The sequence below is a fragment of the Myroides injenensis M09-0166 genome, from assembly GCF_000246945.1.
In the GTDB taxonomy this organism is placed as follows: Bacteria; Bacteroidota; Bacteroidia; order Flavobacteriales; family Flavobacteriaceae; genus Flavobacterium; species Flavobacterium injenense.
The window spans coordinates 1-11,826 of the sequence record NZ_BAEX01000033.1 but is presented as its reverse complement, the minus strand read 5'-3'; the positions used below and the strand labels follow the sequence as shown (position 1 = coordinate 11,826).

The following is an 11,826-nucleotide window of genomic DNA, read 5'->3' as shown; positions in this document are numbered from 1 at the left end:
TTTATTAAACATCATAGTTTTTCATATTAACTATAAAATGCCTAAATTTGAAATAAAAATAATACTAATCTTTAAATAATACGAATTATGGCTTTCGAATTACCAAAATTACCTTATGCTTACGACGCATTAGAACCTAATATAGATGCTCGTACTATGGAAATCCACCATACTAAACACCACCAAGCATATACTACAAACTTAAATGCAGCTATTGCTGGTACTGAGTTAGAAGGAAAATCTATTGAAGAAATTCTTAAAAACTTAGATATGACTAAAGGTGCTATCCGTAACAACGGTGGTGGATTCTACAACCACAACTTATTCTGGACAGTAATGAGTCCTAACGGTGGTGGAGAACCTACAGGGGAATTAGCTGAAGCTATCAATAGAGACTTTGGATCTTTTGCTAATTTTAAAGATGCTTTCTCTAAAGCTGGTGCTTCTCAATTCGGTTCTGGTTGGGCTTGGTTAACAGTAAAAGATGGTAAATTAGAAGTTTTAGGTACTCCTAACCAAGACAATACTTTAATGCCTGGTGTTGGTAATGGTGGAACTCCAATCTTAGGAATGGACGTTTGGGAACATGCTTACTACTTAAACTACCAAAACCGTCGTCCTGACTACATTACTGCTTTCTTTAATGTAATCAACTGGGATGAAGTAGCAAAAAGATACGCTGAAGCGAAATAATCAATTGCATACAATATTTCAAGAAAAAGCATCAGGAATCCTGATGCTTTTTTTATATCTTATAACTTACTCTAAATACAATACCTTCTTCTATTTTTCACTAGTCTTTGCTTTTAATTAAAACTTCTAATTACATTTTTTTTAATAAGCAACCGATAGTCAAAACATTTTTTTGTAATTTACATTAATTTTAACATTAAAAATAAAAAAATGCAACTAGACTACCAACCTGAGAAAAAAAGAAAAAAATCCCTTCGAAACTACTTAATCATTGCATTTAATGTTATTTTATTATTTAGTCTCATTCATCTCTTACCTTATGAACCACAAGTAAACAAAGGATTAGCATTATTAATCTTTGTTGCAATTCTATGGCTTACAGAAGCTATACACGTAACAACTACAGCTATATTTGTTCCAATATTAGCGGTGTTACTCGGCCTTACGGATACGAAACCTGCATTAGCTTCTTTTGCAGATCCAACCATTTTTTTATTTTTAGGGGGGTTTGTATTGGCAGGTGCTTTACATGTGCAAAAATTAGATATTCTCATAGCAAATAAAATCATGTATTTAGCTAAGGGGAGACTATCTTATGCGGTATTCTATTTATTTATTACCACTGCTGTCTTATCTATGTGGATAAGCAATACAGCTACAGTAGCAATGATGCTACCATTAGTTATTGGTGTTTTAGGTCAATTAGACAGAGAAAAGTATCACAATACCTATGTCTTTGTATTATTAGGAATAGCCTATAGCGCAAGTATTGGTGGTATGGGCACTGTTGTAGGAAGCCCTCCTAATGCTATTGTAGCATCTCAGCTTAATCTCTCTTTTGTAGAATGGATGAAAATGGGAATCCCAATGGTTTTAGTTCTACTACCTGTTACGATACTGATTATTTATTTAGTATTCAAACCCGATTTAAATCATAAGTTTGAAAAACAGCCTTCACAAAAAATAGAAATGAATGTAGATAGATGGATTACCTTATCTATATTTTTACTGACTGCACTATGCTGGATATTTAGTAATGAAATTAATCCAATTGTCGCTAACCTTGTAGGCTATGAAGGTAAATTCACCAACTTTGACACCGTTATTTCATTAGGTGCTTTCCTTTTAATATGTATAAGTCAGGTTTCTCGCTGGAAAGATCTACAACACAATGTAGATTGGGGTGTACTATTACTTTTTGGAGGAGGACTGACATTAAGTATGATCTTAAGAGATTCAGGAGCTAGTAAGGTGATGGCTGACTTCTTAGTCTCGCTTATTAGAGGTAGCCATTTCTTTATTATTGGTTTAATCGTTGCCTTCTTTATTGTATTCTTAACTGAATTTACATCCAATACAGCCTCAGCTGCATTATTAGTTCCTCTATTTTATGCCATCTCTATTGAGCTAGGAATGCCTCCATTAGGTCTTTCTATGATTATAGGGCTTGGAGCTTCATGTGCATTTATGTTACCAGTAGCTACTCCCCCTAATGCCATTGTGTTTGGAACAGGAGACATAAAACAAAAAGAAATGATGAAAGCCGGTTTTATTCTAAATATTTTTTGTGCATTCATCATTTCCATTGCCGCTTATCTTTTTTGGTTTTAATATTTGTATATAATAAACGAGTGTTGTTGCACTCGTTTATTATATATTATACTTTTGATTGTTTAATACATCTCCCTTGAGAATAAAACACCTTTCTATCATCATATTCACAGTTTAATAGATTCTAGAATGTAGATACACTACAAATTGATTTAATAGTATAAACAGCATCAAATAAAAAAGCGCCAACATCGTTGACGCTTCTTCCTATATTATAATATTATAAAACTCTTTTAATTAATAAGGTTTTTCATCTCTTCCTTCGTAGAAATTAATGAATGCTCTATTCACAACGCGATTACCTCCCACAGTTGGATAATCTCCAGTAAAATACCAGTCACCCAAATTCTTAGGACATGCAATATGAAGATTTTCTACTGTTTGAAAGACAACCTTTACATCAGATTTAATTCCTTTATCTTTAACCATCACAGAAATCTTATCAGAAATTTCTTGATCTGTAAATGGAGCATATATCTCTTTGACATAATTTACAACATCTACATCATTATAATTTTCCTGTGCTTTAGACTGTTGATAAACTTTGTCTAATATAGAAGTAAGATTGCGCTCTTTTAATAATTCAATCGTTGCCTGAAAAGCAATTAGTCCTTCTAATTTTGCCATATCAATTCCATAACAATCAGGATAACGAACTTGAGGTGCTGCTGATACCACAACAATGCGTTTAGGATTTAAACGATCAAGCATTCGAATAATACTTTTCTTCAAAGTAGTTCCTCTCACAATACTATCATCTATAATCACTAAATTATCGGTAGGTTTAATTACACCATACGTCACATCGTAAACATGGGCTACTAAATCATCGCGGCTACTATCATCTGTAATAAAAGTACGTAGTTTAGCATCTTTTACCGCAATCTTTTCTGTTCTTAACTTCACCGACAAAATCTCTTGAAGTTTTTCTTCTGTCAAGACATCTTTATTCTTTAGGATATCTGCAATCTTACGTTGATTCAAGAAATCTTGTGCTCCTTCTACCATACCGTAAAAAGAAGTCTCTGAAGTATTTGGAATATACGAGAAAACAGAATTATCTGTATCGTTATTAATCACTTTTAATACCTCAGGAAATATTAATTTACCTAAATCTTTTCTTTCTTGATATATATCAGCGTCATTTCCTCTTGAGAAATAAACTCTTTCAAACGAACAAGCTTTTAAAGGAAGGGGATCTAGAATTTGTTCAAAATGTACTGAGGCATCTTTTCTTATGATAATTGCTTTACCAGGATCCAGCTCTTTTACGTCCTCCACAGGCACGTTAAAAGCAGTTTGGATAACTGGACGCTCACTAGCTACAACAACAACTTCATCATTCTCATAATAAAATGCTGGGCGAATACCTGCTGGGTCGCGTAATACAAATGCATCTCCATGACCAATCATCCCAGCCATGGCGAAACCACCATCCCAGTTTTTAGAAGCTCTACGCAAAATACGTGCTACATCTAGTCGCTCACCAATTTTTGGTGAAGCAGCAACCTTTGAATATCCCTCTTGCTTAATTTTATAGTACAAATCAGTAACCTCATCATCTAAGAAATGACCAATCTTTTCCATTACAGTAATAGTATCAGACATCTCTTTAGGGTGCTGTCCTAGACTTACTAAATCTTGAAACAGCTCACGCACATTAGTCAAGTTAAAATTACCCGCAACGATTAAATTGCGATGCATCCAATTATTCTGACGTAAAAAAGGGTGAACACTTTCAATATTATTCTTTCCAAAAGTACCATATCTAACATGTCCCAAAAAAACCTCTCCTAAATAAGGAATATACTTCTTTTGCAAATCTACATTGTCATGGTACTCTGGGTGATTTAAGATTTCTTCATTTATGCGATTATTAATCTGCATAAATATATCTTGTATAGGTTGAGCTTGATTAGATCGTACACGACTAATATAACGCTCACCTGCTTCCATATCCAATTTAATACTAGCTAAACCAGCTCCATCTTGACCACGATTGTGCTGTTTTTCTAATAATAAATACATTTTTTGAATAGGATAGAAAGTACTTCCATACTTTTCTTTATAATAGGACAATGGCTTTTTTAATCTCAAAAGCGCAATCCCGCATTCGTGTTTTAGTGCGTCACTCATAGGTTTAGTTGTGTGTGTTAGTCTATGTTTATGAATAAAAAAAGCCCCGTAATGAGGCTGATTTTATAATATTATTCCGCTAATTCGATATCGAATTGAGTTAACATTTTAAATTGTTGTAGTCTATCTTTTACTTCTTGCTCTAATAAACTTTCCATTCTTTCTGTTCCAAATTTTTCTACACAGAAGGAGGCAAGATTAGAACCATAAATAATAGCATTTTTCATATTCCTAAAGGATACATTGCTACTTTGTGTTAAATAACCTGTAAAACCACCAGCAAAAGTATCTCCTGCTCCTGTTGGATCAAAAACTTCTTTTAATGGTAATGCAGGGGCAAAAAACACATGGCTACCTGAAAATAGCAAAGCTCCATGCTCTCCTTTTTTTATAACGACAAATGTTGGTCCCATTTCTTGAATAATCTCAGCAGCTTTCACAAGTGAATACTCACCTGATAATTGTCTTGCTTCTTCATCATTGATAGTAATAACATCAACCTGTTTTAAAACTTCTTTTAATTCATCTAATGCGCAATTCATCCAAAAGTTCATTGTATCTAATACAACAAGTTTTGGCTTTTCAGTAAGTTGTGCTAAAACCTTCTTTTGAATTTTAGGATGTAAGTTTCCTAACATCACGACATCTGATTCTTTAAAATCTTCAGGTACGATTGGGTTGAAATCAGCTAAAACATTTAATTGTGTTTCTAACGTATCTCTAGAATTTAAATCATTATGGTATCGCCCACTCCAAAAAAAAGTTTTCCCACCTTCTACAATTTCTATACCAGAAGTTTCAATATTTCTTTCTGACAATAAATCTAAATATTCTTTTGGAAAATCTTCTCCTACAATAGAGACAATTGCCGACTGGACATTAAAGTGTGAGGCAGACAGTCCTATATAAGTAGCTGCACCACCTAAGACTTTATCTGTTTTTCCGAATGGCGTTTCAATAGCGTCAAAAGCCACCGTCCCCACGATCAGTAATTTGTTCATATTTTTTGCTATGAAATAAAGTTGCAAATATAGGGTAATACTTTTTTGACTACAAAATTTAATAAACAGAAAAACAGTTATTTCTTATTTATAAAACCATTCATTTCAATACTTTCAAATATAATTAAACGAAACATCTAATTGTATAAAATTCAAACATAACAACTCTTAAATAATTTAATTTTAATCATTTCCCTTGCGTCATTTTTTAATCTTATTAGAAAAAGAACACAAAAAATATCTTATGCTCATTACACAGACGTCCTTCTCTGCCTATAGTTTCAACTAAATGAAGGAAATTCTATATTTTCAATTTGGCAAAAAAAAAGTTTACCAACTCACAATAAACCACTATAAAACAAACACTTACACATGACTTCTTCAACACCTCTTCAACAATGCCTCAACAATGCCTTATAAAACGGGCTTTTACTGAAGCAATGTTGAAGAAGTGTTGAAGCAATGTTGAAAAATTCTCAACTAATTCTAAGTTAACTTTTCAGTAAAAGAGCGCTTTTTTCCATATTTCCTCAAGTAGATTCATATAATTATAATAGCCAACAAACCACCAAGAAATATAAAGGAGGGCTGTTATTTAACAATGTTAAATAACAGCCCTCCTTTATATCATAAGAAACTCACCTTTTATTGATAAAACCTTCAAGTTTTAGCCTCCTATTTCTTCATAAAAATAATCAATTTCCAATTCCTTATTCTTTGAAGCTGCAACAGCAAGTTGATCACATCGTTCATTCATAGGATGATTATTATGTCCTTTCACCCATTTAAAACTAACATTGTGCTTGCGATAAATTTTTAAAAATCGTTGCCACAAATCTGGATTCTTTTTTTCTTTAAATCCCTTTTTCTCCCACGAAAACACCCAGCCTTTCGTAACAGCATCTACTACATATTTAGAATCAGAAACCACTAATACAGTAGTTCCTTCTCTTTTCAACTTTTCGAGACCTACGATAACAGCTAATAATTCCATTCTATTATTGGTAGTAAGTCGAAAACCTTGAGAAAACTCTTTAAAAACACTTTTACCATTCCACTCTAGGATTAAACCATATCCACCAGGACCAGGATTTCCTCTAGAAGAACCGTCAGTATATAATATAACTTCAATACTATTCATTATAAAGTAATTTCTCTATTACTTCAGGAAAATACTTGTGCTCTAACCGCTGAACTTCTTTAGCAATTTCTTCCCAAGATTCACAATGTTCAATAGAAACATTCTGCTGAAAAATAATATTGCCCTCATCGTAATTTTCATTAACGAAATGAATTGTAATTCCAGTTTCTTTTTCTTTATTAGTTAAAACAGCCTCATGCACAAAATGTCCATACATCCCTTTTCCTCCATAATTTGGCAGAAGAGCTGGATGAATATTTATAATCTTATTTGGATAAAGTTTAACTAACGCTTCTGGAAATTTCCATAAAAAACCTGCCAATACAATTAAATCAGGATTAAACTCCTGTAATTTTTCCTTAACATTGCCATTATTAAGCATTTCCCTATTAAAAATCATCACAGGGACGTTTCTTTTTTCAGCTTTTTCTATTACCTTAGCATTTTGATTATTAACCAAAATTAAATATTCATTAGGAATAGATTTGTCGTTAAAATAATTTATTATATTTTCAACATTAGTTCCTGAACCGGAAGCGAATAGCGCTATTTTTCTCATAAATAAAGCATTTATTGTAAGCTAAAAGTACTGTAATTCAGTGCAAAAAAAAGAATAATAAGTGACAATAAATAGAAAAATAGTAAGAAGTATTAATTATTTTTATAATTTCGCACCGACAATTAACGTGAAAAATAAGGTTTTAAAATAAAGTTTTTTATTTTTGCCTACGAAATTAAATTTAAAATTAAAGATTATGTCAGACATTGCATCAAGAGTAAAAGCGATTATCGTTGACAAATTAGGTGTTGACGAGAACGAAGTTGTAGCAGAAGCAAGCTTCACTAATGATTTAGGAGCTGATTCACTAGACACTGTTGAGCTTATCATGGAATTCGAAAAAGAATTCGATATCCAAATTCCAGATGATCAAGCAGAAAACATCGCTACAGTGGGACAAGCTATCTCTTATATTGAAGAGGCTAAGAAGTAATAACTATACCCCACGTGTTGATGTAAAAAGACACGTGGGCGTTATTATTTTTTGTTGTAGACTGATTTTTATAGAAAAAAAGGACAGATTGGAAACAATCTAAAAAATACATCAAACAAACTACCCAATGTTTCCTTTTTTAAGTGAAAAATTGGGATTTTTTTTTAAATACAAACCATAAAAATAAGTTTTATGAAATTAAAGCGAGTTGTTGTAACAGGTCTAGGTGCACTTACCCCTATTGGTAATAATATCCAAGAATACTGGACTAACCTGATTAATGGAGTAAGCGGAGCTGCACCCATTACATATTTTGACGCTACCAATTTCAAAACACAATTTGCGTGTGAGGTAAAGAACTTCAATGTTGAAGATTTTATCGAAAGAAAAGAAGCACGTAAGATGGATCGCTATGCACAATTTGCAATGGTGAGTGCTGATGAAGCTATAAAAAGCTCAGGGTTAAACCTTGACACAATAGATAGAGACAGAGCAGGAGTTATTTGGGGGTCAGGTATTGGAGGTCTTGAAACATTCCAAAACGAAGTTACAGGATTTGTTTTAGGAAACGGAACTCCTAAATTCAATCCTTTCTTTATTCCAAAAATGATAGCAGATATTGCTGGAGGACATATTTCAATGAGATACGGTTTAAGAGGTCCAAACTTTACAACTGTTTCAGCTTGTGCTTCTTCAACTAATGCAATTATAGATGCTTTCAATTACATCCGTTTAGGAATGGCAGATATTATGGTAACTGGTGGTTCAGAAGCAGCTGTTACTATTGCTGGAATTGGAGGATTTAATGCAATGCATGCTTTATCAACAAGAAATGATGATCCTAAAACTGCTTCTCGTCCAATGGACAAAGATCGTGATGGATTTGTACTTGGTGAAGGAGCTGGAGCATTGATATTGGAAGAATATGAACACGCTGTTGCTCGTGGAGCAAAGATATATTGTGAAATCGGAGGAGGCGGAATGTCTGCAGATGCACATCACTTAACTGCACCTCATCCAGAAGGTTTAGGAGCTACAAACGTAATGAAAAACTGTTTGCGAGATGCAGGTTTAGAGCCATCTGATGTAGATGTATTAAATTTACATGGTACTTCTACTCCATTAGGAGATATTGCTGAATCTAAAGCTATTCTAAATGTTTTTGGAGATCATGCTTATAACATGAATCTAAATTCAACTAAGTCTATGACTGGTCACTTATTAGGTGCTGCTGGTGTAATAGAAGCGATTTCAGTTATCCTTTCTATTGAACATGGTATTGTTCCACCTACAATTAATCATTTCACAGATGATGATCAGATTGACTCTAAATTGAACTTTACATTTAACAAAGCACAAAAACGCGATGTTAAAGTTGGTATGAGTAATACATTTGGTTTTGGAGGTCACAATGCATGTGTATTGGTAAAAAAACTAGAAAAATAAGATCATCTTTATGATGAGTAAACTCTTAAATAAGATATTTAAAAATTCCCGTTCCTCTAATGAAGACGGGAATTTTTGTCGTAAAATATTTCAAATTACGGGGTTAAAACCTGTAGAAATTACTTACTATAAACTTGCGTTTACTCATAGATCTATGAATTTACTAGATCCAACAGGTACTCCTATTAATTACGAAAGATTGGAATTCTTAGGAGACGCAATGCTAGGCTCAATAATAGCGTCTTATCTATACCTTCAAGTTCCTAATGGTGATGAAGGTTACCTGACTAAAATGCGTTCTAAAATCGTTAGTCGAGAGAACTTAAATGCCATAGGTAAAGATTTAGACCTAATCTCAAACGTTGAAAGCAAAATGGGCAATCAACAATTTGGAGAAAATATTCATGGTAACTTACTAGAAGCTATTATCGGCGCTATTTATCTCGATAGAGGATATCCAGCTTGTGAGAAATTTATTCACGAAAAATTATTATCTAAAGTTGTTGATATCCAACAGTTAGAAACAAAAATCACCAGCTATAAAAGCTTATTAATTGAATGGTGTCAAAAAAATAAGCATTCTTTTAAATTCGATACATTTGAAGAAAACACAGCTGAGGAATTAAAATATTTTGGTGTCAAGTTATCAATTGGAGATAAAATAGTTGCTAAAGCAAGAGCCACTTCTAAGAAAAAGGCGGAAGAAAAAGCTGCTCAACGCGCTTACTTCGCATTACAAGAAAAAATCAAGAAATAATTCAATTATTCACGAATTATTAACAAATAGATAATACGATATTTAAGCTTAAAACACATATGAGTTTAAAATATTGTATCTTTGTATTTAAATAACGAACTCAAAATGGGGGTAATAAAACATAAGTTAGACGATTTTGATACCGATGACTATAAGTTAATTGCCATTCATTCTTCCCGAAAAGAAGATTACAAAGTAGTTTATTTTATTAATTCTATTTTAGATATTTCTCTAATCAGAGAAGAAAAAAACATTGTAATAACTACAGATGAAGGTTTTGCAGAGTTTTCACATTTTGAGTATGAAGATTTAGATCATCATGTACAGTGGAAAGTAGTAGCTAATAAAGCATTTATAAAACCTGATACAGACATAGAATCACCTTTATTTTATGGAAGAAATCACGCAATAACAAAACAAGGTTATTTAGTACCTGAGTTAAAAAACGTTGATTATCTAATAAGAATAGAGGATACTGATGATTATTTCGACATTGGCACAGTCATTGAAAAACTAAATTCAATAAAATTATTCTCTACAGCCTACGAGGTGAGGTTAGAGACAATTAAAAACCGAAAAAACCTAATTTTTTAAAAATATGGTAGCACAGAAAAAAACGAAAATCGTTGCAACATTAGGCCCTGCTTCAAGCACAAAAGAGGTGTTGCATGAAATGATTAAAGCAGGTGTAAACGTTTTTAGAATTAACTTCTCACATGCTGATTACAGCGATGTTGAAGCGAAAATAAACATAATCCGTGAACTTAATAATGAATTTGGATATACAACGTCTATCTTAGGAGATTTACAAGGTCCTAAACTTCGCGTTGGAATTATGGCAGAAGATGTTATTGTCAACCCTGGCGATGAAATTATCTTCTCTACTAAAGAAGAATTTAAAGGAGATGCTAGTAGAGTCTATATGAATTATCAGAAGTTCCCTACTGATGTAAATGCTGGAGAACGTATTTTATTAGATGATGGTAAACTTATATTTGAAGTTTTAGAAACTAATAAAATTGATGAAGTAAAAGCTGTAGTAATTCAAGGAGGACCTTTACGTTCTAAAAAAGGAGTAAACCTTCCAATGACTAAAGTTTCACTTCCTGCACTTACTGAGAAAGATATCAAAGATGCAATCTTTGCTATTAAATCTCAAGTTGATTGGTTAGCATTATCGTTTGTAAGAACACCAGAAGACTTAATTGATTTGCAAAAATTAGTTAAAGAACATTCTGATCATAAAATTCCAATCATTGCAAAAATTGAAAAGCCAGAAGCTGTTAAAAACATCAAGAGTATTGTTACACAATGTGATGGTTTAATGGTAGCTCGTGGAGATTTAGGAGTTGAAATTCCTGCACAAGAAGTTCCTTTAATACAAAAAGAACTTGTACACGTAGCTAAAAATGCGCGCATACCAGTAATTATTGCTACTCAAATGATGGAGACAATGATTTCTAGTCTTACTCCTACAAGAGCGGAAGTAAACGATGTTGCTAACTCTGTAATGGACGGTGCAGATGCTGTTATGCTTTCAGGAGAAACTTCTGTAGGTAGCTACCCAGTACAAGTAATTGAAAAGATGACTCAAATTATTCAAAGTGTAGAAAACTCTCCTTTGATTAAAGTACCTCAAAGTCCTCCTACTATCAAAACTAACAGATATATTACTAAAAACATTTGTTATCACGCTGCATTAATGGCAAATGATATTGAAGCGAAAGCAATATGTACACTAACAAATAGTGGTTATACAGCTTTCCAAATTTCAGCATGGCGACCAAATAGTAATATCTTAGTTTTCTCTTCTAATAAACGTATTATTACTCAACTAAGTCTATTATGGGGTGTTCAAGCTCTTTACTATGACAAATTTGTGAGTACTGATGAGACAATAGAGGACATCAACCAAATGGTAGTTGATAAAGGATTTGCTAAAAAAGGTGATATGGTTATTAACCTAGCTGCTATGCCTATTATAGAAAAAGGTATGGTAAACACATTAAGAATATCTGAAATCAAATAAGAATAAAGATATACCTAATA

The 11,826-nt window shown here is 32.7% G+C and carries 11 protein-coding genes; 7 read left to right on the top strand and 4 right to left on the bottom strand.

Annotated elements, in window-relative coordinates:
- Nucleotides 1-87 precede the first annotated feature (87 nt).
- Complete coding sequence (locus RH98_RS07070; RefSeq protein WP_010252403.1) at nt 88-693, top strand: superoxide dismutase; 606 nt, start codon at nt 88-90, stop codon at nt 691-693.
- 210 nt (nt 694-903) lie between these two features.
- Nucleotides 904-2,304, top strand: coding sequence for an SLC13 family permease (locus RH98_RS07065; RefSeq protein ID WP_010252401.1), 1,401 nt, complete (start codon nt 904-906; stop codon nt 2,302-2,304).
- 237 nt (nt 2,305-2,541) lie between these two features.
- Here the strand turns inward: RH98_RS07065 and RH98_RS07060 are convergent, their stop codons facing one another.
- From RH98_RS07060 to purN, 4 genes are all read right to left on the bottom strand, one after another.
- Complete coding sequence (locus RH98_RS07060; RefSeq protein WP_010252399.1) at nt 2,542-4,440, bottom strand: amidophosphoribosyltransferase; 1,899 nt, start codon at nt 4,438-4,440, stop codon at nt 2,542-2,544.
- Nucleotides 4,441-4,511: 71 nt separating this feature from the next.
- Nucleotides 4,512-5,441: a PfkB family carbohydrate kinase gene (locus RH98_RS07055; RefSeq protein WP_010252396.1), complete on the bottom strand. Its 930-nt coding sequence runs from the start codon at nt 5,439-5,441 to the stop codon at nt 4,512-4,514.
- Between the two features lie 667 nt (nt 5,442-6,108).
- Nucleotides 6,109-6,582: a ribonuclease HI gene (gene rnhA, locus RH98_RS07050; RefSeq protein WP_010252394.1), complete on the bottom strand. Its 474-nt coding sequence runs from the start codon at nt 6,580-6,582 to the stop codon at nt 6,109-6,111.
- Complete coding sequence (gene purN / locus RH98_RS07045) at nt 6,575-7,141, bottom strand: phosphoribosylglycinamide formyltransferase (protein WP_010252392.1); 567 nt, start codon at nt 7,139-7,141, stop codon at nt 6,575-6,577. The genes rnhA and purN overlap by 8 nt, the downstream gene beginning before the upstream one ends.
- Nucleotides 7,142-7,337: 196 nt before the next feature.
- On the opposite strand from purN, the gene RH98_RS07040 reads away from it, so the two are divergent.
- The 5 genes from RH98_RS07040 (at nt 7,338) to pyk (ending at nt 11,806) form a co-directional block, all read left to right on the top strand.
- The gene (locus RH98_RS07040; RefSeq protein WP_002988156.1) at nt 7,338-7,574 is read left to right on the top strand and encodes an acyl carrier protein; all 237 of its coding nucleotides are present in this window, start codon (nt 7,338-7,340) and stop codon (nt 7,572-7,574) included.
- Nucleotides 7,575-7,766: 192 nt separating this feature from the next.
- Complete coding sequence (gene fabF, locus RH98_RS07035; RefSeq protein ID WP_010252384.1) at nt 7,767-9,020, top strand: beta-ketoacyl-ACP synthase II; 1,254 nt, start codon at nt 7,767-7,769, stop codon at nt 9,018-9,020.
- Between the two features lie 13 nt (nt 9,021-9,033).
- Nucleotides 9,034-9,777 (top strand): ribonuclease III, encoded by a 744-nt coding sequence (rnc, locus tag RH98_RS07030; RefSeq protein WP_026038781.1) that lies wholly within the window; start codon nt 9,034-9,036, stop codon nt 9,775-9,777.
- Nucleotides 9,778-9,882: 105 nt separating this feature from the next.
- Complete coding sequence (locus RH98_RS07025) at nt 9,883-10,371, top strand: IPExxxVDY family protein (protein WP_010252380.1); 489 nt, start codon at nt 9,883-9,885, stop codon at nt 10,369-10,371.
- A gap of 4 nt (nt 10,372-10,375) precedes the next feature.
- Nucleotides 10,376-11,806: a pyruvate kinase gene (pyk, locus tag RH98_RS07020; protein ID WP_010252378.1), complete on the top strand. Its 1,431-nt coding sequence runs from the start codon at nt 10,376-10,378 to the stop codon at nt 11,804-11,806.
- Nucleotides 11,807-11,826 lie beyond the last annotated feature (20 nt).